Raw genomic sequence first — 19,570 nt, 5'->3', positions numbered from 1 at the left:
CGGCGATATGCGCGGCGGCGCCAACGGTGCACGCATCCGCCTGGCCCCGCAAAAGGATTGGGCCGCCAACCAGCCGGCGCAGCTGGCCAAGGTGCTCAAGACCCTGGAAGGCATCCAGTCCGCCTTCAACCAGGGAGGCAAGAAGGTCTCGCTGGCCGACCTGATCGTGCTGGCCGGCAGCGCCGCAGTCGAGAAGGCTGCCCAGGATGCAGGCGTGGCCGTGGCCGTGCCGTTCCGCGCTGGCCGTGTGGACGCCTCGCAAGAGCAGACCGATGCAGCGTCCTTCGCACCGCTGGAGCCCATCGTCGATGGCTTCCGCAACTTCCAGAAGCAGCGCTATGCCGTGCGTGGCGAAGACATGCTGATCGACAAGGCGCAACTGCTGACGCTGACCGCGCCGGAAATGACGGTTCTCGTCGGCGGCTTGCGCGTGTTGAACGCCAATGCGGGACAGTCCCAGAACGGCGTCTTCACCAAGCGCCCTGAAGCCCTCACCAACGACTTCTTCATCAACCTGCTCGACATGGGCCCGGTTTGGAAGGCGGCTCCAGGATCAAAGTATGTGTTCGAGGGGCGCGAGCGCAATACGGATGAGCTGAAGTGGACAGGCACCCGTATCGACCTTGTCTTCGGCTCGAATTCTCAGCTTAGGGCGCTTGCCGAGGTTTACGGTCAGAGCGACACGCATGAGAAGTTCGTGCACGATTTCGTGGCAGCCTGGACGAAGGTCATGAACGCCGATCGCTTCGATCTCGTCGCTTAAGATGAAATGCGCTCGGGCGTAGCTGAAGTCCAGCCGCGCCCGAGCGCTAAGCAGGGGCAAATTGCCTCCGGGCAAATCTGCACGCCGGCGTGCAAAACAAATCGGTACCTCGTGCACGCCTTTGCTGTCGCAGTCGGGCGTTATTGCCGCATGAACGCCTGCATCTCCTGTTGTCGGTATGCAGTGTTTCGAGCGACATTTCCTTTCTCCTCTGCAGGCAGCTGCAATGGTTGCCCGGTGACAGAGCTTAGGACGATGGCGGAGTGAAACTAGATATTCGTCAAACTGCACGGCCGAGTTTAAACTCCGGTCGGATCTTGTAGATTAAGAGCTATTCGTTCCTGCCTCCCAAGGAGGCTCTTGTCATGCCGAAACGTAGCGCAGGCCTTTTGATATACCGGCAGACCGCCGGATATCTCGAAGTGTTTCTGGTCCATCCCGGTGGCCCGTTCTGGGCGCAGAAGGACGAAGGCGCCTGGTCGATCCCGAAGGGCCTTATGGAGCAAGGTGAGGATGCGCTGGAAGCGGCGAAACGGGAGGTGCTCGAGGAGGTGGGGTCCAAACTCGAAGGCAACTTCACCTGGCTCGGCGAATACCGGCAACCTGGAGGTAAAGTCGTGCTGGTATGGTCAATAGAGGCCGATATCGACGCCGAAGCAATTGTCAGCAACACGTTCCAGATCGAATGGCCCCCGAGATCAGGGAAAATGAGGGCGTTTCCAGAGGTTGATCGAGCCGGATGGTTCCGTCTTGACGAAGCCGAACACAAGATATTGAAAGGTCAGCAACCGGTGCTTTTCGCTTTTGCAGCAGGCCGGCAACCCTAGCGGGGCGCCTTTCTAACGGCTCGAGCCAACAGCAACGAGGCGATCATTGCGTGTGATCATTTGGCGAACCGCAAAACCGGACCCTTCACCCGCACTTCGCCAGCATTTCAGACAGCTTCCTTCACTTTTATTGCGTCCGGATTGTAGACCTGCCCGAAACGGTTGTTCAGCAGAGTTGTAAGATCGACTTCCTCTTGGCGGACGAAGCCCTTGCCGGGCAACTTTCCATTCGACAAGAGGTCGAGAACGGTGGCAATGCCAGCTGCGGTGGTGATCTGGATGGCACTCATCTTCTTGCCTCCAACAGTCCCAGCATAGACCTTGTTGGCATAAGTCTCCTGCATGTAGCGGCCTTCGCGCCAGCCGCAGACAGTGACGAAAATGACCACGACGTCTTGCATAGTGGCCGGTAGGGCGTTCTCAAACAGATCCTTCAGCACGTCGCGCCGGTTCTTTAGATTGAGGTCGTTGAGCAACGCCTTGATGCTCGCCTGATGCCCGGGATATCGAATCGTGCGGTAATTCATAGTGCGCACCTTGCCTTCCAGCGTCTTGGCGAGGGTTCCCAAGCCTCCGGAGGTGTTGAAGGCTTCATAGGTTACACCGTCGAGCGAAAACTCCTCCCGCTCCTCCAGGGCCGGCACGGTCACCAGCTTTCCTTCGACGATTGCCTCGCAAGGCTCGATATATTCATTGATCAGCCCATCCGTGCTCCAAGTCAGATTGTAGTTCAGCGCGTTGGAAGGATACTGCGGAAGGGCACCCACCCGCATGCGAACACTGTCCAGACTGTCGAAGCGCCTTGCCAGATCGTTGGCGACGATGGAGATGAAGCCGGGCGCCAATCCGCATTGTGGGATGAATGCCGTCCGTGCGCCCTTGGCCAACGCCTCCACCTTTTTAGTCGTTGCCACGTCCTCCGTCAGGTCGAGATAATGCACGCCGGCTTCGAGGGCAGCCTCAGCCACCAGTTCCGTAAGATCAAAAGGTGCAGCGGAAAGAACGGCGAATTTTCCCGTAAGAACGGTGACAAGACTTGCGCGGTCCGAAACGTCGAGGACGACCGTGCAGATCCCGAGGCGACGATCGATATTCGAAAACTGCGTCTCGTCACGGTCAGCCACGGTCACGCGGTAATCGCCTGTCGCTGCAAGCATTGCGGCGACCGCGCCACCTATCTTGCCTGCCCCAATGATCACGATTTCCTTCATAGACGTTCCCCCTAGTCGTTTGCCTTGAACGTAGATGATGTCAATGCAAGGGCGAATCATAGCTATGAAACGAGCATTTGGTTGTATACTATTGAGCAAAACGACGGATCGGCTGAGCAAAACGTAGGGTGAGACGATGCAAATCACGGGGAAAGATCGCGACCTGCTGGCGTTGCTTGCGGAGAATGCCCGCCTGCCGGTGGCGACGCTTGCCAAGCGGCTGTCGCTGTCTCGGACGACGGTCCAAGCACGGCTTGAGCGATTGGAGCGGGAAGGTGTAATCGCGGGCTATGGAGTGAGGTTGTCGGAGCGCTACACGGCCGGTCTGGTGCGGGCGCATGTCCTGATTACCATCGCTCCTAAAGCGCTTTCGCAGGTCACCTCGTCACTTGATCAGATCCAGGAGTTGACGGCGCTTCATTCAGTAAGTGGTTCGTTTGACCTGATCGCAATCATTACAGCGCCATCGATCGCCGAACTCGATCAGTTGATCGACCAGATCGGAACAATTGACGGCGTTGAGCGTACCCTCTCCTCCATTATTCTCTCGACTCGCATCGCACGATGAAAATGCCGGAGCGTCACCTTTATTCGCCAGTGCCCGGAAGATATCGAAAGTAGGGACGTCTTCGCCGCAGTGCTCAAAAGATCTTTCCCGGGCCGATCTCCACGAGGAGGTCGGCTCGCCATTGGTTGTTAGGCGCCTAGGCCGGATGGGAGTGGATCGGCGCCGCCGTAGTGGCAATTTCTGCATCGGCGTGATGACAGGCGGTCAGGAGACCAGGGGCGGCGGTTCGCGCGGTCAAGGCGGGCTCCTGTTCTTCGCAAATCGACGTCGCCTTCCAGCAACGCGTTCGGAAACGACATCCGCTTGGCGGATTTGCCGGGCTCGGCAGATCTCCCTGCAGGACGATGCGCTTGCGGTGCCCGCGAAGCCTTGGATCCGGTGTCGGGACGGCCGACATCAGGGCCTGCGTATAAGGATGAGCCGCCGCGCTGAAGATTAATTGCTTCGGCCCCGTTTCGATGATCTTGCCGAGATACATCACCATCACACGGTCTGCGATATGCCGCACAACGGCGAGATCATGCGCGACGAAAAGCATCGCCAGATTGCGCTCGCGCCTCAGCCTTACCAGCAGGTTGACCACTTGCGCCTGGATCGACACGTCGAGGGCCGAGACAGGCTCGTCGCAGACAAGGAGAGCAGGATTGAGCGCGAGAGCGCGCGCTATTCCAAGGCGCTGCCGCTGACCGCCTGAAAATTCCGAAGGATACCGGGTCGCATGTTCGGCGCGTAGCCCCACGGATTCGAGTAATTTGACGGTCTCTTCACGCCAGCTGCTCTTGGGTAGGATACCCGGATGCAGCACCCAGGGTTCGGAAATCAGCCGATCGACACGCATACGGGGATTGAGCGACTGGTAGGGGTCCTGGAAAACGACCTGCATCTTGCGGCGCAATTGATGCAGCTGCCGGCCGCTGGCCGTCGTAATGTCCACGCCGTCGAGCAAGGCGCTGCCGCTGGTCGCAGGCCCGAGTTTCAAGAGCGTCCGCACCAGCGAGGTCTTGCCGCAACCGCTTTCGCCGACAAGGCCCAGCGTCTCCCCGCTGGCAATCTCGAAGCTGACATCGTCGACGGCACGCACAGATGCGGAGGTACTGCCGAAGTGCCGGGAGAGGTTTTGGACTTTCAGAAGGGGTTCTATCATGCTGGCGATACCGGGAAGTGGCAGGCGGCTTTACGGCCCGGTCCTACGGTTTCAAGTTCAGGCACGACCTCGGCACAGAGCTCTTCGGCGCGCGGACAACGGGTTCTGAATGCGCAGCCGGAAGGGAGGGAGACAGGATTCGGAGCGGAGCCGGGAATCGGTACCAGTTCGCGCTCATCTGTGTCCATGCGCGGCTGCGAGGCAAGCAATCCGACGGTGTAAGGATGCCGGGCGTCCGCGAACAGTTCGAAGACGCCCGCGGTTTCAACGATACGTCCAGCATACATGACGGCGACGCGATCCGCGAGTTCGGCCACCACGCCCAGATCGTGGGTGATGAAGATCATGCCAGCATCGCTGCGCTTGCGAATATTAGCAAGAAGATCGACCACCTGCGCCTGGATGGTGACGTCGAGCGCCGTCGTCGGCTCGTCTGCGATGATGACGTCCGGTTCTAGTGCCACGGCCATGGCGATCATGATGCGCTGGCGCATACCACCTGAAAACTCATGCGGATATTGCCGGGCACGACGTTGGGGGTCAGGAATGCCTATGGCCGTTAGGAGGTCGATCACAGCCTTTTCGACACCGCCTTCCGGATTGCGCCCGTGGATGCGGAACATTTCGGCGATCTGCCATCCCACGGGGTAGACCGGATTGAGCGCCGCAAGCGCATCCTGAAAGATCAGGCCAATCCGAGCGCCGCAAAGATCGCGTCGGTCGTTCCGCGAAAGCTGCAGGAGCTCGGCACCATCGAAGCGGATCGATCCGTCATTGATTGCGCCCGGAGGATTGGGAACGAGATCCATGATCGCCGATGCCGTCACCGACTTGCCGGAGCCGCTTTCGCCGACAAGCGCCAGGACCTCCCCACGCTCGAGCGAGAAGGAGACACCGTTGAGTGCAAGGATGCGCCCGGCTGCGGTATCGAAGCTGACCTGCAGGTCGTCGACCTCGAGAAGAGCCATCAACGCCTCCGGCTCACAAGGCGCCACTGTTGCGTCGGGTCGTTGACGATCCGGAACCAGTTGGCGAGGAGATTGAAGGACATGGTCGTGAGCATCACAGCCAGGCCAGGGAAAAAGCCGAGCCACCAGGCGGAAGACAGATACCCCTGGCCCTGCGCTACCATCAGGCCCCAACTGACCGCAGGCGGCTGGATGCCGAGGCCGAGATAGCTCAGCCCGGATTCGAAAAGCATGACCATGGCGAGATTGACCGAGGCGAGCGTCAACATCGTGGGAGCGACGCTCGGGAGGATGTGGTTGCGCAATATCCAGACAGGCCCGCCGCCGAAAACGCGCGCAGCATCAACGAAAAGCCTCTCCCGGACTTCCAGGGTCTCGGCTCTTGCGACGCGGATATAGGCAGGCATGCGAGTGACGGCGAGCACGATCACCAGGTTGCTGACGCTCGGGCCGAACAAATAGAGGCCGAAAAGCGCCACCAGCAGCGTCGGGAAACCCAGGATGATGTCGCAGACCCGCATGATGACGTTGCCGCCGATGCCGCCGAAGTAACCGGCAATCACGCCGAGCAGCGTTCCCCCGATCAAGCTTGTCAAGACGGTCACGAGGGCGATGCCGATCGTCGTCGAAGCCGCTTGGATGAGACGGACGAGGAGCGGGCGCCCGAGCGCATCGGCGCCCAGCCACAATGTCCAGGACTGGCCGAAGTCGAAGGGCGGCAGGTTGCGCGCCTTAAGTGAAATGCGGCTGTCGCCCAGAAGCGACAAGGCATCTGTAAGAATGGCAAGAACCGCGATCAGCAGCCAGATCATCGCCGCGACCGCCATCGGGTCACCCGCGAGCGCGCGCATCAGCCACAGGACGCGGCGGCTTCGGCGCTCGCGGGTCGACGGGAGGAAGTCGGCGGTCGTGTTGGTCATTCGACCCTCACGCGCGGATCGATCGAAGCATAGAGCATATCGACCAGGATATTGATGAAGAAGATAACGACGGCGACCGCAAAGATCGATGCCTGGACGATCGCGAAGTCGCGCTTCAAGATGCCGTCGATCAGCAGCTTGCCTATGCCAGGAAATCCGAAAACCACCTCGACGACGCCACCGCCGCCGGCGAATTGGGCGGCGAGGTCACCGGTGACGGTGACTGCGGGCAGGAGGGCATTGCGCAGGGCATGTACGAAGGTGACCCGGCCGCCGCGCGCGCCCTTAGCCCGCGCAGTCCGGACAAATGTTGCATTCAGGGCTTCGATCATCGAGCCGCGGACGATTTGCACCAACGTCCCGAACGGCCTTGCAAAAAGACAGGCAGCCGGCAGGATCCAATAGATTGGACCGCCGAAACCTGATGTCGGCAGAAGGCGGAAGGTGACAGCAAACAGCAGGACGCCCATCAGGCCGAGCCAGAAATCCGGCACGCTGGCCGCTGCCTGCGACAGCAAGTTGATGCCCCGGTCGAGCCAGCCACCCGCGTTCACGGCGGCAATCGACCCGGTGATGACGGCCGCGATGAAGGCCAAGGTTAAAGCGATGGCGCCGAGCGCCAGCGTGTTCGGCAGGGCCTCCAGTACAACGTCCATGGCGGGGCGGTTGTGCCAAAGCGACATCCCGAAATCGAGGCTAAGCATGTCCCCAGCCCAATCGAAGAATTGCGCCAGGAGGGAGCAATCGACGCCAAGACGGAAGCGCATGGCCTCGCGCGCCGCATCCGAGGCATCGACGGGCAGGTAAAGATTGACGGGATCGCCCGTCAACCGCACGAGGAAGAAGGCAGATGTCATCAGTGCTGCAAGCGCGAGTGTCGCAAAGGCGGCACGTTTCAGGAAATAGGTGAAGAACATCCACTCTCCTCAAGCGACATTCAGGCAACCGGCCTGCGCGATCAGCGGTAGCTGATCGATTTCAGCTTGATCTCGTTGCCAGCCTGCACATCAGGCGTATAGTTCACGTTCTTGGCGACGCGGGCGATCGAGACCATGTGGAAGAGCGGTGCGATATTGACCGCATCGACGGCAATGTACTTGAACGCCTCCTGGAACAGTGTTCTGCGTTCGTCGCCGGTTGCCCTCGACGCGTCGGTGATCAGCTTGTCGAGCTTGGGGTCCGCTATGGTAGACTGGTTGCCGTCGGTGGTAAAACGGTTCGGCAGCGTGAACACGGCGTCGCCTTCGGTGTTGTCGATCTGTGTCTGCAGGATCGATGGCTGACGCTCCTTGTCCCAAGGCTTCAGCAGCCTCTTCAGCCACGGACTTGTTTCCAGCATTTCGAGCCGCGCGTTGAAACCGGCATCCGCGAGCATCGCCTGAATGGCTTCCAGGCTTTCGGATGAATTAGGATAGATCCCGATGCGGCCGTAGATGACGATCTCCTTGTCGACCGGCACGCCATCGGCCTTGGCCGCGGCAAGCAGGGACCTCGCCTTTTCGGGATTGTACTTCCAGACGGGAAGGTCGGGATTGAAGCCGAAGACGGACGGCGACACGACCTGCATCGCCTTCTGAGCACCTTCGTGGAATATGGTGCCGACAAGGCCATCCCGGTCGATCGCAAGATTAAGTGCTTCGCGCACGCGCATGTCGTTGAGGGGCGGAACTTGTGCGTCGATCCTTAACAACGACGTTTCGGCGTTAGGGAAAGCATGGTCCTGTTCCGTGATACCGTCCTGGGGCGCTATTTCATAGGCGATCTGTGCTTCGGCGGTGTCGACCATGGCCGCGCGAACGGCGGACTCGGCGCGCCAGATGATTGTCGCGTTTTTGATCGCCGGCTTCTCTCCCCAATAGCCGTCAAATGCCGCAAGGCTGATCGATTGACCGGGCGTCCATGCGGCGAGCCTGTAAGGTCCCGTTCCGGCAGGGGACCGCGTCTTGCCGTCGTTCGGCGTCGCCGGCGAACCGATGTCCACGGCGGACATCTTGTTCGGCAGGATCGGCTCGACGATATCCGTTTTGACGAGGAGGGTCGTCGAGGTCAGAGCTTGTGCGTCGAACTTGACGCCTTTCAGTGTGGCAAGTCCGCTTTCGCAAGCCAGAGCCGGATCCTGTGCTCGCTTGAGAGCCGCAACGACTGCGTTGGCATCGAATGGCTTGCCGTCGTGGAAGGTTACGCCTTCGCGCAGCGTGAACTCCCAGGTCAGGTTGTCCAACTGACGCCAGCTAGTGGCAAGACTCGGGACGACTGACCCATCGACAGGGTTCAGATTGACGAGCGCTTCCGTGATGTTGTTGTGCAGAATGCGGGAATTGCCCGAAAGGTCGGTGTCACATGGATCGAGCGACTTCGGCTCGTCGGTCACCACCACCGTCAGCGCGTCCGAGGCCGCGCAGACGGGAATCGCGGTGCCTGAAGCCAGCAAAAGCGCCAGGCCGACACTCAACGCATTATTAATTCTCATCACCTTCTTCATTGAAATCCCTCCTCCAAATCGAAAACGAGCACCATCCCCTCCGTCACGGTACCGTCGGCGTGACAACCATCCGGTTATGACCCTTTAAGCTGGCATTCAAATGGCTTTACTTCATTCTGTAAGCGCGTAGTGTCAAATGTGACACTTGTGGCACCGAGCATGCTCGCCTGCTCCAATGAAGTCAAGATTATTAATTCATATGTGGAATTAGAAGTTCATGAATGAACCAAAGCATGGATCGCCAGTTGTTGAAAAGACCGCACACCTGCTTGAGGCGATCGCCGATGCGAAGACTGGGATTTCCCTTGGCGCACTGGTTGATCAGCTTGGAGTGCCTCGTTCCACTGTCTATCGCATCCTCAATTCGCTGACCGCGCATGGACTTGTGGCGCGGGTGAATGGCGGAGCTTCCTACGAGCTGGGGCCCAAGTTCGTCGAACTTGCGCGGCGAATCTCACCCGGTGCCGACAGGGCGACGGTGATCGAGGCGGCAAGGCCGATCTTGACGGCTGCGGCTGACCGGATATTGGAATCGTTCAGGCTCGCCGCCCCCGAGGGCAATGAAATGATGACGATATTTGCGGCCTCCAGTCCTGGCGACTATGCGCTTTTCATCAAAATCGGCGGTCGCTCGCGCAAGCACGTCGGCGCGGCCGGCAAGCTCGCTCTGGCCTATTCGGACTACGGCGAGATCGAGGCTTATTGCGGCACCGGACTGGAGGCGAAGACACCGTACACGATCACCGATCCAGACGCGTTGAAAGAGGCGCTCGTCGAAATTCGTCGCAACGGATGGGCCGAGGACAATCAGGAATCCAACCTTGGCCTCCGAGCCTTTGCCGCGCCCGTCTTCGATTCCGCAGGTCGGCTCGTGGCGACGGTCAGCGTTCCGTTCATTGGTGAAGCTACGCCAGACAGAGCGCGGGCGATCAAGCGAGAGGTTTTGGAGGGTGCCGCCATGTTGACGAAGGCGATCAACGGCAATTCTCCAGCCTTCCAAATAAGAAGTACATAATTCCATATTGAACTATTTCTTCGTTGTGTTAGACCTCGCTGCGGACAACGGAGGATGACATGACGGATCTGGATCCATCAGTTTACGCGAAACTTTTGCTGACGAATTCCGCGAGTCTCAGCACCCTGTTGCTAAAGCGCGGCCTCAGGAACACCGCGGTTCGCGGCGTGCGTCCGCTCGCGAGCACCGACAAACCGATGATTGGCCCAGCAGTCACCGTCCGCTACATTCCCGCCCGGGAAGATATTGACGGCTCGACTTACAGCTCCGATCCGTCCAATCAGCAGCGCAAGGCGATCGATACGATACCCGTAGGCCATGTTCTCGTCTTCGATTGCCGCTCCTTGGCTGAGGTCGCCGGCATCGGCGCCATGCTTGCCCGTCGCCTCGTCTATCGCGGCGCCGCCGGCCTCGTGCTCGACGGCGGCGTCCGCGATACGGCCGATATCACTCAGCTTGGACTTCCGACGTACTGCATGGGACCGGCAGCGCCTGCAAACCTGGTTGCCCACCACGCATCGGACATGAATCAGCCAATCGCCTGCGGCGGGGTGGCGATTTACCCGGATGACATCATCTTTGGCGACAGCGAAGCCGTCATCGTTATTCCGCGGCAATATGTAAATGAAATTGCCGAAGAAGCTGTCGCGATGGAGGAGCAGGAAGAGTTCCTCAAGCTGGAAATCGAGTCAGGCAAATCTACCTTGGGCGTCTACCCGCCAAACCAGGAAACCCTGGAACGCTTTGAGGCCTGGCGCCAAACGCGTCAAGTGACGGTATGACACCTTTGCTTCGAAGCTCTACCCAAGGCTATCCATCGGCTTCGCAGCGACTTGAACCACAGCTCCCCCGGCCAGGTCCCGCCAGGTCTGCGTAATCGCGAGTGTTTGGGGAACTCGTGACATTTCCTGGGTCGAACGGCTCATGTTGTTTAGTTAATACGAAATTATCAATCTAGTGCGACATTTTAGGTCAACCGGCGAGCCGGCGTCGTAGGTGACTTCAATGGGAGATCCGCATGAAACGTCCGAGCATCAAGCAAGCCCTGATTCTAAAGCTGTCGATCATCAGTATATTCATGGTTGGTCTGTCCTATGTGTCGCTAAGCACGATTTCGACACTCAGTGCCAATACTGAACAGATTGGGACCTTCTGGATGCAGCGGCTCGTGATGGCTCGCGAGATCAAGGGCAGCTTCCTCGATCTGAAACTTGCTTATACCCATTACCTTCTCGACGACACGCCAGAGGAGCAGAACACCGGAAAGCAGAAGATCGACGCTGCTGCCAGGGCTGCCGAGAACGTCGTTTCCGAATATGAAAACAGCGTCCGCACTGAGCGTGGGCGCGAACTGATCAATCGGATCAAGCCGGAACTGAACAAATATCGCGGGTCGGCGGAGCAAATGATCGCGCTGCAAAATAGCGGCAAGACATCCGACGCGGTTCGCTTCTTCAAGGAAAATATGGAGCCGCAAGCCGAGCTGGTAAACAACGCAGTGGCGGATCTGGTTGCTTTTATTCTCAGCCAGGCCGAAGGCTTTGTGGCCGCGAGCGGTGCTTCCGCGAAGTCCGCTTTCATGCTGACGGCAGCGATCGCAGGGTTGGCCGTGCTCGTTGCCGTGGCTGGCATTGTGTTTGCGATTTCGGGTATTGCCAATCCGATCCGACGCATCGCATCCGCCATGAAGCGGTTGTCGGATGGGGACCTCGATAGCGATATTCCCTATGCGGGTCGTGGCGATGAAGTGGGCGAAATGGCCGGTGGCGTTGAAGTCTTCCGTCAGAATGCCCTCAATGTCGTCAGGCTCGAGAAAGAAGCTGCTGCATCCCGCACCGAGAGCGAGACGGCCCGCGCCTCAGCCCAGCAGCGCGCCGAACGCGAGGCCGAACAGCTGCGCTTCGCGACCACGACATTGGGCGAAGGTCTCCGGCGGCTTGCGGCAGGCGATATATCGTTTCAGCTTTCGGAGCAGTTTGGAGCGGAATACGAGGCGTTGCGCGAAGACTTCAATGCTTCGCTCCGGCAATTGGGCGCGACGATCGGCGCAGTGCTCCAAACGGTACACAGCATAGACAGTGGCACCGGCGAAATCGCATCCGGCGCCCAGGACCTGTCCAAGCGCACCGAACAACAGGCAGCCTCTCTCGAGGAAACGGCCGCCGCCTTGGACGAGATCACGTCGAATGTGGCGATGTCGACGAAACGCACGGACGAGGCACGCAATGTGTCTCTAGAAGCCAATATCAGCGCCCAGCGGTCTGCGACGGTCGTATCAGAAGCGGAGCAAGCTATGCGACGCATCGAGGACAGTTCGCAGCAGATCTCGAACATCATTGGCGTAATTGATGAAATTGCCTTTCAGACGAATCTTTTGGCGCTCAATGCCGGTGTCGAGGCTGCCCGTGCTGGTGAGGCGGGCAAAGGTTTCGCAGTGGTCGCACAGGAGGTCCGCGAGCTTGCCCAACGTGCCGCGCAAGCGGCCAAGGAAATCAAGGGGCTCATTCAAAAGTCGTCAACTGAAGTCGAAAATGGCGTGAAACTCGTCCTCGAAACCGGAAGGTCGCTCAAGTCGATCGGTGAGTACGTTGCACAGATCAATCGGGCCATGGATGCGATTGCCACCTCGGCGCGCGAGCAGTCGACCGGACTTGCTGAAATCAATACGGCCGTCAATCAGATGGACCAGGCCACCCAGCAAAATGCGGCGATGGTCGAGCAGTCAACGGCTGCCGCCGCTTCGTTGTCCTCCGAGGCGGGTCGCCTGCGGGATCTGGTCAATCAGTTTCAATTGGACAGCGACAAGAACGTGTTGCAGATGCAACGGAACGTGCAACCCTTCGAAAGCAACAGACCAACGGAAGTCGTTCCGCGCCGCGTGATCCGCAGATGAACCGCTACATCAGATAAAATACCTCGAAGTCCCGTCGTGACGATCGCCGGGCCACTGCAGATCTCAACAATAAGGTTTGCGGATCTTCGGTGCGCACCCCCGAAACGCGGGCAAAGTGCAACCGCCCCCAGAGGCATCTACGACAGTTTGCCCTAAGACATGGGTCGCTACCTCATGCCGAACAGGTCGTCGATGCTTTGCAATTCATCGATTGGTGACGCGTTACTTCGGACGGCTGATGGTCAGTTTACGCGCCGGCCGGGGGATGTGCTGAAAAGATGGATTGCCGCGGGATTGCCGCGCAGGTGAATTCCAACCCGGATGCCGGTGTCTCGCGGCAGTTCTACCGCAAGCATTCGAGCGTCGTCGATTTCAACGTATGCGTAAGCTGTGTTGCCGAGCCACGCGGCGACTGCGATTGCACCGCAAAACCATGCGTCGTTATGTGAACAGTCGACCAGATCTTCCGGACGAATCTCGAAGGTCACGGACGTGGCAACGCTGCGGTCGCCGGCAACTGCCGTCACAATCGATCGAGCGCCCTACGGGCGCTGACAAATGCACATCGTCCAGCCTGCTCGTACAAAGTTATATTGACTTATAAGTAGTTATAAGACATTTACCTTATAACCCCCTAAAGTGGATATAGCGATGGATGAAATTCGCAACCCGTTCGCACCTGGTGCTGGATCGCAACCGCCTGAACTCGCGGGCCGTGATAAAATTCTGGAAGATGCGCGAATTGCCCTCCAGCGAGCTCTTCGCGGCAAGCCTACCCAATCCCAGATATTGCTTGGTCTTCGTGGCGTCGGCAAGACAGTCTTGCTGAACCAGATTGAGCAAATTGCCGAAGAACATGGGCACCTGACATCCATGGTGGAAGCACCCGAAGGAGTTCCTCTTCCAACTCTTCTCTATCCGCGCATCCATCAGATCATTCGCAAGCTAAGCGTTATCGAGCAAGCAAAAGCTACTGCCTTCAGTGCAATGCGCGCACTTCGCAGCTTTGCCTCAATATTTAAAGTTGAAACGGGCGACTTCGCACTATCGGTTGACCCGGAAACCGGGACTGCCGATAGCGGAGACATCGAATACGATCTCGCGGAACTTTTCGTTCGAGTAGGAGTAGCGGCAAAAGCTGCAGAGCGCGGTTGGACGCTGCTGATCGATGAAATCCAGTACCTTGGAGAGAAGGATTATGCTGCACTAATTGTCGCGATTCATCGTATGAATCAAAAAGGGCTACCGGTCCTGTTCTTCGGCGCTGGCTTGCCTCAAGTGGCGGCGCTTTCTGGTAATGCAAAGTCTTATGCAGAGCGGTTATTCACTTATCCTTCGGTCGGTGCTCTTGACCAAAAGTCGGCGGAGCTTGCCATTAGAAATCCGATCGAGGAAGAGGGTGAGCAGATCGAAGTTGACGCATTACATGCTATTGTCGAGAAGACGCGAGGTTACCCATATTTCCTTCAAGAGTGGGGCTATCAAGCATGGAATACAGCCGACCATTCGCCGATAGATGCCGCAGATGTCGATCAGTCTTCGCACAAAGCATTACGAAGACTAGACGATGGATTTTTTAGAGTACGTTTTGACCGCCTGACGCCACGCGAACGTGAGTACGTTTGCGCTATGGCTAAGTTGGGCAGCGGGCCGTACAAGTCAGGTGAGGTTGCCGAAATGATGAAAGAGCCGCCTAACAAGCTTGGGCCAATGCGGGCGAGCATCATCAAAAAAGGCATGATCTACAGCCCGTCATATGGAGACATTGATTTCACGGTGCCATTGTTTGGAGACTACCTGATGCGCAATTGGATAGAGGCCAATGTGCAGTAAACTCTAGCGCCACGGCCTGGGCCAATGGCGATCGTAGAAATGCAAAGCGGAGCAAGTCCGCGAAGCTTAACACTTGAAATCGAAGGCAAAAATCTCTGAGAGGCTGATCTCTTCGGTCGATTGCCGAGGCAAGCTGGGCTGGTTTATCCCCCAGCATTGGGGCGGTCTCTTCGATTGTATCCGGCACCCCCCAGTACTCGTGGCGACACCAAACTGGGAGAGTGACTACCTTGCCAGCGACCCTCAGTATCATGCATCAGCCGCATCACGAGCATTTAGCTGCCGCGTGGGGCTTGGCGATCTCAAGGCGCATCTCGACACGCAGCGCTCCATCGAGGTTGGAGAGTGGCAACTCTTCATGCCGGCAGACGTCAAGAAGACCTTAGATGCGCCGGCGCTCGCCGTTGTCAGGTAGCTGGGAACGAATGGATGCTTGAGGGATTAGGAGACAATCTGCAGAGTCGAATCAGCCAGGAGGCGCCCCATGCCGCTGATTACCCATCGATACGTGACCATCAAAGGCATCGACATTTTCTACCGTGAGGCAGGGCGCGAGGGCGCGCCCGTGGTTTTACTTCCGCACGGTTATCCGTGCTCATCGTACGAATTCCGCAATCTCATGCCCCGGCTGGCAGATCGCTGGCGATTGCTTGCGCCCGACTTTCCCGGCGCCGGTTACAGCGCGACCCCGGACGACTTCGACTACAGCTTCGACGGCTACGCCGAGTTTCTGGACGATTTCGTAAGAATGCTCGGCGTGGAACGTTTCGCGCTCTTTCTGCATGACTTCGGCTCGCCGATCGGCGCTCGGCTGGCTATCAAGGCCCCGGAACGCGTGGTGGCGCTCGTCATCCAGAATGGCGACATCCCCTACGAAGATGCGCTGGGGCCAAAATATGCCGAGATTGAGAAGACCTGGCGGCTGCCAAGGTCCGAAATGAAGAAGGCCCTGGCGGAGGCGGTCAAAGAGGAAATATTCAAGGAGGAATTCTTGAACGATGTCAGGTCTGAGCTCGCCGAACGGATACCTCCCGATTTGTGGAAGCTGCACTGGTCATTGATGACACCAAGGCGCAAGGAGGTCGCAGTCGAACTGATCGCCGGTTTGAAGGAGAACCGCGCCTGGTTCCCGCAACATCGGAACTACCTCGCCAAGCACCGTCCGCCGACGATGATCGTCTGGGGGCCGCAGGACAGATACATGCCGGAGCGCTCGGCGCGTGCCTATCTTCGGGATCTCCCCGATGCGGAGCTCCACCTGCTGGATGGTGGTCATTGGCTTCTGGAGACCAACCTGGACGAGGTGGTCTCGCTCTTTCGCGACTTTCTCGGCCGAGTTCACTCATCCAACGAACCGGCATTTCTTGTTGCTAGGCGAACGTAATCATCTTTTGAGCGCGAGTGAGGTCGCGCAGGAAGGGCAGGGGCTCGTGGCAAGGTGCCGGTCATCGACGCAACCGTGAGCCCACTGCCAGCCACACGTGCACCGGACCGAAGTCCTACTAAGTGCCGCCACCCCACCGGGCGCGGCAGCCATATATGAGGATTCCTCGACTTTCATTGGGCGTGGATGCCAGGAGATTGCGAGGGTATGCGCAACGCTCTGCTTAAAACCGCCCCCGACGTTCCCGATTGATCAACCGATCCCCCTGCGAGCGGCGAGCTGCGGCGATCCAATACCGGCCCGTGCGACCTTCGACTGCTCGCAACGGACTATCACAAAGTTGTCGCCGGGCGCCCAGCATGCAGCTGCGGCCTTAGCCCGCTTCGCCCTCAATTTCAGTTCGCTGACAGCGCTTCGAACCGAAGATCTGATCCTGGCTGGCTTGCCGATGCGTCGGAAGCGTCGCAAGGGGAATAGCCAGCGCGTTCTGAGACACCGCAAAACCGCAGGACGCCGATCAACGCCATTAGCGCTCAGAAATTGCGGTGGCGCGCAGCCATGTGCATGCGCTAACATAATGATCCAGAGGGAATGGAACCGCGTATGGAGAAGATATGCGGTTTTCCGGTGTTTTCACTCCGGTGACGAAGCCGCCGTCCTCGTCCGGGTACGGTTCGGGGAGACCGGCTGCCGGAAAAAACGCGTTTGCGGCTCGGTGCCAAGGGATGAATATGACTGTCCACCGCATCGGTTTCTACGTTCTGCTGGTGTTGGTGACGATCGGCTTCGTTGTAGTCATCCTCCCCTTCTATTCGGCAATATTCTGGGCGGTCATACACGCTGTTATCTTCCATCCGGCACATTCGCGCATAGAAGGACTGGTGGGCCGGAGACGGAGCCTCGCGGCTGCGCTCTCGGTGCTCATGTGCGTCTGCCTCGTCATCGTACCGGGCATGCTCGTTCTCAGCGCCCTGGTGCAGGAAGCAAGCAGCCTCTACGAACGCCTCGACCGCGGCGAGATCGATATTTGGCACGCCCTCACGCAGGCGAAGGCGACACTGCCGGTCTACGTTCAAGAGTGGCTGGATACGTTGAAACTGAAGCAGCAGTTTACCGATCCAGATACGGGCCTTTCCTCGGCGATGATGGAAGGCGGACGCTTCTTTGCCGGCCGCGCCTTCAGCCTCGGGCAGAACGCGCTCCAGTTCTTCATCGCCTTTGGCGTCATGCTCTACCTGCTCTTCTTTCTGTTTCGGGACGGCCGCGCGATTACCGTGATGGTCAGGCGGGCGATTCCGCTCAGCGACGATCATACACGGCAGTTTACCGCCAAATTCGCCTCGGTCGTGCGGGCGACCATGAGGGGCAATATCATCATTGCGCTCGTGCAGGGGACGATTGGGGGGCTTACTTTCTGGGCGCTCGGTATTGAGCCGGCACTGCTTTGGGGCGTGCTGATGATTTTGCTGTCGCTGCTGCCAGTCATCGGCGCGGCACTTGTGTGGCTGCCTGCCGCGGTCTATCTGGCGCTGATCGGGGCCTGGGTGAAAGTGGCGGTTCTCGTCGTCGTTGGCGGTTTCGTGATCAGCCTCGTCGATAATCTCCTGCGGCCGCTGCTCGTCGGGAAGGAAACCAGGATGCCGGACTACGTCGTGCTAGTCTCGACGATCGGCGGGATATCGCTAATCGGCATAAACGGCTTTGTCATCGGACCGCTGTTCGCGGCGCTGTTTATTTCGGCATGGTCCATCTTCATCAGCGAACGCGACTCGAACCCGTCTCATTTCGGGTGAAAGGATTATCGCTCGACGCCAGCGACGGTTCGGAGTTGCCATCATCAAACGGTCGCGGCCGGGCCGCTCCTGGGATCTAATAGCGGCGCACTTTCCAACGCATTGGATCGAGTAGCGCCCGCGCCCACCCCAGCTGGGGCAAAATCACGTTTCACGATCGCTGCTTTTCAATGATGCTGCGAACGTCGCCTCTCGGACCCGTTGCGACCTTCAATGGTTTCAGCCCGTGGTCACTTGACTCGTGGCAAGGCGATTGATACTGATCTGGGTAATCGATAACCCACGGCGACCGTATGACCGCTTCCCTCAACGACATAGCCGAACGTGCCGGCGTCTCGGTCAAGACAGTGTCAGGCGCCTTGCATGGCGGCTCACCACGCATGTCGGAGCAGACCCGGCAACGGATCAAGGAGATTGCAGAGGAACTCGGCTATGTCACCAATCTTGCCGCGCGCAGCATGCGCCAGGGCTGGATGCCGCTTATAGGGGTCGTCGCCGATGAATTGATCACCTCGCCGTTTGCAACCGAAATTATTCGCGGGCTCGATGGTGCTGCGAGGACCTCGGAGCTGGCAGTGTTCGCGATGACGTTGAGCGGACGGCGCGACGTGGCCTCGGTGATTGAGGAGGTGCGCCGTTTTCGCCCTCGGGCGATCGCCTTTGCGGCCATGTACCACAAGGTTGTCGCGCTGCCTGAGGAGTTTGTCGGGACCGTCGGGGTGATGATCAATTGCCGCGAGGCAAACGACCGGGTAACCTCGCTGGTGCCGGACGAAACGGGCGCCGCACACGAGATTACCAGCTACCTGATCGACGCCGGCCGGCGCAACATTGTCTTCATCAATCTGCCCGGCCTGCTTGCCGGAGAACTGCGCGAGGCGGGTTTTCGCCAGGCGCTGACCGAAGCCGGGCTCGACGGCGCCGGCGCAAGGGTCTTGCCGGCCGTGCGCCGTGCGATCTACAGCGACAGGGCGCCGAGCCTCGTTCCTTCGCATGTTGCCGAACTGATGAGCGGTCCGCACAGCCCCGATGCGATCCTGTGCGGCAACGACCGCGTCGCAATGGAGGTTTATGCGGCACTGCGCCGGGTTGACGTGCAAATCCCGGACGATGTCGCCGTCGCAAGTTTCGACAATCAGATCGACATCGCCTCGCGCCTCGATCCGCCTTTGACGACTATGGCGCTGCCGCATCGCGCCATGGGTCGCATGGCCGCCGACATTTTGCTTGGAGGCGATGTGGCACCCGGTGAAGTGCGAAAGCTGCCGTTCCAATTGGTGGAGCGATCATCCGTATAATTGCGATTGGAAGTGAAACCCGTTAGGAGGAGTGAATAAGATGGGTAATCGTTTACTTTCCATGTTCATTACGTCCGTGGCGCTCGGAGTCGGCACGAGCCCGGTCGAGGCCAAGACTGTCATCCAGGTCATGCATCAGGGCGAGCCTGACACGGTCTCGGCCTATGGCGCGGTGGCCAAACGCTTCGAGGAGGCTAATCCCGACGTCGATATCGAGCTGATCTACGCACCGCACGACGCCTATAACGAGAAATTCAGCGCCGCCGTCATGTCCAAGCAGGTCCCTGACATCATGGAGCTCGACGCGCCGTTTCTTGCAAACTACGTCTGGTCCGGCTACCTGCAGCGGATCAAGCCTTTGATCGACCCGGATGTCCTCGGCGACATGACGGACTCCAACATCTGTCTCTTATACACCTCGCCGACCCCACGGTCCTACTGCGCATACCGTACGCCGTCCTATGCTTCCCC

Annotated in this window: 19 protein-coding genes; 12 read left to right on the top strand and 7 right to left on the bottom strand. The window is 58.8% G+C overall.

The window, feature by feature from the left end; all coding sequences use genetic code 11:
• The coding region (locus C9413_RS10205; RefSeq protein WP_348648768.1) for a peroxidase family protein at nucleotides 1-763 on the top strand (763 nt) is incomplete at its 5' end.
• 365 nt (nucleotides 764-1,128) lie between these two features.
• Nucleotides 1,129-1,590: an NUDIX domain-containing protein gene (locus C9413_RS10200; RefSeq protein ID WP_040114505.1), complete on the top strand. Its 462-nt coding sequence runs from the start codon at nucleotides 1,129-1,131 to the stop codon at nucleotides 1,588-1,590.
• Between the two features lie 107 nt (nucleotides 1,591-1,697).
• On the opposite strand, the gene C9413_RS10195 is transcribed toward C9413_RS10200, so the two are convergent.
• Nucleotides 1,698-2,861 (bottom strand): saccharopine dehydrogenase family protein, encoded by a 1,164-nt coding sequence (locus C9413_RS10195; protein WP_170250426.1) that lies wholly within the window; start codon nucleotides 2,859-2,861, stop codon nucleotides 1,698-1,700.
• A gap of 76 nt (nucleotides 2,862-2,937) precedes the next feature.
• On the opposite strand from C9413_RS10195, the gene C9413_RS10190 reads away from it, so the two are divergent.
• The gene (locus C9413_RS10190; RefSeq protein WP_040114507.1) at nucleotides 2,938-3,369 is read left to right on the top strand and encodes an Lrp/AsnC family transcriptional regulator; all 432 of its coding nucleotides are present in this window, start codon (nucleotides 2,938-2,940) and stop codon (nucleotides 3,367-3,369) included.
• Nucleotides 3,370-3,505: 136 nt separating this feature from the next.
• Here the strand turns inward: C9413_RS10190 and C9413_RS10185 are convergent, their stop codons facing one another.
• The 5 genes from C9413_RS10185 to C9413_RS10165 are packed head-to-tail and all read right to left on the bottom strand — an operon-like array spanning nucleotide 3,506 to nucleotide 8,883.
• Nucleotides 3,506-4,513: an oligopeptide/dipeptide ABC transporter ATP-binding protein gene (locus C9413_RS10185; RefSeq protein WP_170250425.1), complete on the bottom strand. Its 1,008-nt coding sequence runs from the start codon at nucleotides 4,511-4,513 to the stop codon at nucleotides 3,506-3,508.
• On the bottom strand, nucleotides 4,510-5,481 hold the full coding sequence (locus C9413_RS10180) for an ABC transporter ATP-binding protein (RefSeq protein WP_052451730.1): 972 nt from the start codon (nucleotides 5,479-5,481) through the stop codon (nucleotides 4,510-4,512). Before C9413_RS10180 ends, C9413_RS10185 begins: the two co-directional genes overlap by 4 nt.
• The gene (locus C9413_RS10175; RefSeq protein WP_040114510.1) at nucleotides 5,481-6,401 is read right to left on the bottom strand and encodes an ABC transporter permease; all 921 of its coding nucleotides are present in this window, start codon (nucleotides 6,399-6,401) and stop codon (nucleotides 5,481-5,483) included. The genes C9413_RS10180 and C9413_RS10175 overlap by 1 nt, the downstream gene beginning before the upstream one ends.
• Nucleotides 6,398-7,318 (bottom strand): ABC transporter permease, encoded by a 921-nt coding sequence (locus C9413_RS10170; RefSeq protein ID WP_040114511.1) that lies wholly within the window; start codon nucleotides 7,316-7,318, stop codon nucleotides 6,398-6,400. Before C9413_RS10170 ends, C9413_RS10175 begins: the two co-directional genes overlap by 4 nt.
• Nucleotides 7,319-7,359: 41 nt before the next feature.
• On the bottom strand, nucleotides 7,360-8,883 hold the full coding sequence (locus tag C9413_RS10165; RefSeq protein WP_040114512.1) for an ABC transporter substrate-binding protein: 1,524 nt from the start codon (nucleotides 8,881-8,883) through the stop codon (nucleotides 7,360-7,362).
• A 217-nt stretch (nucleotides 8,884-9,100) separates the two neighbouring features.
• Here C9413_RS10165 and C9413_RS10160 point away from each other — a divergent pair, with 217 nt between their 5' ends.
• The 3 genes from C9413_RS10160 (at nucleotide 9,101) to C9413_RS10150 (ending at nucleotide 12,791) form a co-directional block, all read left to right on the top strand.
• Nucleotides 9,101-9,898, top strand: a complete 798-nt coding sequence (locus C9413_RS10160) for an IclR family transcriptional regulator (protein WP_040114513.1) — start codon at nucleotides 9,101-9,103, stop codon at nucleotides 9,896-9,898.
• A 59-nt stretch (nucleotides 9,899-9,957) separates the two neighbouring features.
• Nucleotides 9,958-10,680: a ribonuclease activity regulator RraA gene (locus C9413_RS10155; RefSeq protein WP_040114514.1), complete on the top strand. Its 723-nt coding sequence runs from the start codon at nucleotides 9,958-9,960 to the stop codon at nucleotides 10,678-10,680.
• A 236-nt stretch (nucleotides 10,681-10,916) separates the two neighbouring features.
• Nucleotides 10,917-12,791 (top strand): methyl-accepting chemotaxis protein, encoded by a 1,875-nt coding sequence (locus C9413_RS10150; protein WP_040114515.1) that lies wholly within the window; start codon nucleotides 10,917-10,919, stop codon nucleotides 12,789-12,791.
• A 242-nt stretch (nucleotides 12,792-13,033) separates the two neighbouring features.
• Here C9413_RS10150 and C9413_RS10145 read toward each other — a convergent pair whose 3' ends face one another.
• Entirely contained in the window at nucleotides 13,034-13,279 is a 246-nt protein-coding gene (locus C9413_RS10145; RefSeq protein ID WP_170250424.1) for a TOBE domain-containing protein, read from the bottom strand.
• 163 nt (nucleotides 13,280-13,442) lie between these two features.
• Between C9413_RS10145 and C9413_RS10140 the strand changes: the two genes are divergently transcribed.
• From C9413_RS10140 to C9413_RS10115, 6 genes are all read left to right on the top strand, one after another.
• Entirely contained in the window at nucleotides 13,443-14,624 is a 1,182-nt protein-coding gene (locus C9413_RS10140) for an ATP-binding protein (protein WP_040114517.1), read from the top strand.
• 73 nt (nucleotides 14,625-14,697) lie between these two features.
• Nucleotides 14,698-15,039: a hypothetical protein gene (locus C9413_RS10135; protein ID WP_170250423.1), complete on the top strand. Its 342-nt coding sequence runs from the start codon at nucleotides 14,698-14,700 to the stop codon at nucleotides 15,037-15,039.
• Nucleotides 15,040-15,108: 69 nt separating this feature from the next.
• Nucleotides 15,109-16,008, top strand: coding sequence for an alpha/beta hydrolase (locus tag C9413_RS10130; RefSeq protein ID WP_040114518.1), 900 nt, complete (start codon nucleotides 15,109-15,111; stop codon nucleotides 16,006-16,008).
• Between the two features lie 731 nt (nucleotides 16,009-16,739).
• Nucleotides 16,740-17,801 carry an AI-2E family transporter gene (locus C9413_RS10125; RefSeq protein ID WP_040116403.1) on the top strand — a complete coding sequence of 354 codons (1,062 nt, stop codon included), beginning with the start codon at nucleotides 16,740-16,742 and terminating at the stop codon, nucleotides 17,799-17,801.
• Between the two features lie 293 nt (nucleotides 17,802-18,094).
• Entirely contained in the window at nucleotides 18,095-19,099 is a 1,005-nt protein-coding gene (locus C9413_RS10120) for a LacI family DNA-binding transcriptional regulator (RefSeq protein WP_040114519.1), read from the top strand.
• A 40-nt stretch (nucleotides 19,100-19,139) separates the two neighbouring features.
• On the top strand, nucleotides 19,140-19,570 hold a 431-nt coding region (locus tag C9413_RS10115), incomplete at its 3' end, for an extracellular solute-binding protein (protein ID WP_170250422.1).

This window comes from Rhizobium sp. SEMIA 4085, from assembly GCF_013004495.1.
GTDB lineage: Bacteria > Pseudomonadota > Alphaproteobacteria > Rhizobiales > Rhizobiaceae > Rhizobium > Rhizobium gallicum.
The sequence above is the reverse complement of the archived record's forward strand: the minus strand, read 5'-3'. Positions and strand labels throughout refer to the sequence as shown.

Coding starts and splice junctions, on each gene's coding strand:
- C9413_RS10155 (WP_040114514.1), top strand. CDS start 9,958: ATGACGGATCTGGATCCATCAGTTTACGCGAAACTTTTGCTGACGAAT.
- C9413_RS10160 (WP_040114513.1), top strand. CDS start 9,101: ATGAATGAACCAAAGCATGGATCGCCAGTTGTTGAAAAGACCGCACAC.
- C9413_RS10180 (WP_052451730.1), bottom strand. CDS start 5,481: ATGGCTCTTCTCGAGGTCGACGACCTGCAGGTCAGCTTCGATACCGCA.
- C9413_RS10120 (WP_040114519.1), top strand. CDS start 18,095: ATGACCGCTTCCCTCAACGACATAGCCGAACGTGCCGGCGTCTCGGTC.
- C9413_RS10140 (WP_040114517.1), top strand. CDS start 13,443: ATGGATGAAATTCGCAACCCGTTCGCACCTGGTGCTGGATCGCAACCG.
- C9413_RS10150 (WP_040114515.1), top strand. CDS start 10,917: ATGAAACGTCCGAGCATCAAGCAAGCCCTGATTCTAAAGCTGTCGATC.
- C9413_RS10125 (WP_040116403.1), top strand. CDS start 16,740: ATGACTGTCCACCGCATCGGTTTCTACGTTCTGCTGGTGTTGGTGACG.
- C9413_RS10200 (WP_040114505.1), top strand. CDS start 1,129: ATGCCGAAACGTAGCGCAGGCCTTTTGATATACCGGCAGACCGCCGGA.
- C9413_RS10185 (WP_170250425.1), bottom strand. CDS start 4,513: ATGATAGAACCCCTTCTGAAAGTCCAAAACCTCTCCCGGCACTTCGGC.
- C9413_RS10190 (WP_040114507.1), top strand. CDS start 2,938: ATGCAAATCACGGGGAAAGATCGCGACCTGCTGGCGTTGCTTGCGGAG.
- C9413_RS10195 (WP_170250426.1), bottom strand. CDS start 2,861: ATGATTCGCCCTTGCATTGACATCATCTACGTTCAAGGCAAACGACTA.
- C9413_RS10165 (WP_040114512.1), bottom strand. CDS start 8,883: ATGAAGAAGGTGATGAGAATTAATAATGCGTTGAGTGTCGGCCTGGCG.
- C9413_RS10175 (WP_040114510.1), bottom strand. CDS start 6,401: ATGACCAACACGACCGCCGACTTCCTCCCGTCGACCCGCGAGCGCCGA.
- C9413_RS10170 (WP_040114511.1), bottom strand. CDS start 7,318: ATGTTCTTCACCTATTTCCTGAAACGTGCCGCCTTTGCGACACTCGCG.
- C9413_RS10130 (WP_040114518.1), top strand. CDS start 15,109: ATGCCGCTGATTACCCATCGATACGTGACCATCAAAGGCATCGACATT.